The following is a 584-nucleotide window of genomic DNA, read 5'->3' on the forward strand; positions in this document are numbered from 1 at the left end:
TCTTTTGCTCTAACTTAGATGTCTTTTGCTCTAACTTAGATGTCTTTTGCTCTAACTTAGATGTCTTTTGCTCTAACTTAGATGTCTTTTGCTCTAACTTAGTATTTATTTTGTCTTGTTTGGAAATAGTCTTAGACTGCTTTTTTATAAGCGCCAAAAGTTGTTCTTTCGATAAGTTTTCTAAGTCTATTTCCATGAAGTAAAAATACGTCAAAAGCCCAGAATATACAAGGTTTTAACCTGTTTTACTTCAATAAAAAACGCCTTTTTTGGTTACTTTTGATAACCTGGATTCCCTCTATCATCAGTACTAAATCAGTCCAACTTATTTGAGCTTTACTATGCGTGGGAAAAGCAAAAGTTCCTTGTTCTAAGCGCTTGTGGTATAGTACAAAGCCTCCTGCTTCCCAATGCAAGAGCTTCATTTGATTACAGCGTCTATTGATAAATATATAGACACTTCCACTATGAGCTACTTGATTAAGTTCATTCTGGACAAGTCCACAAAGGCTATCAAAACTCTTGCGCATATCACAAGCTTGTCTATACAAATGAAATTGATTAGAACTACTCAAACTAAACAT

1 protein-coding gene and 1 pseudogene are annotated in these 584 nt (G+C 34.1%); both read right to left on the minus strand.

Features of this window, described 5'->3' with window-relative positions:
- Positions 1 to 196: pseudogene (locus GOQ24_RS03310) on the minus strand (IS66 family transposase); the annotation flags it as partial.
- 49 nt (positions 197 to 245) lie between these two features.
- Positions 246 to 584: IS66 family insertion sequence element accessory protein TnpB (gene tnpB, locus GOQ24_RS03315; RefSeq protein ID WP_081048718.1), on the minus strand; the 339-nt coding region annotated here is incomplete at its 5' end.

The organism is Myroides sp. LoEW2-1 (assembly GCF_009767705.1).
Taxonomy (GTDB): Bacteria; Bacteroidota; Bacteroidia; order Flavobacteriales; family Flavobacteriaceae; genus Flavobacterium; species Flavobacterium album_A.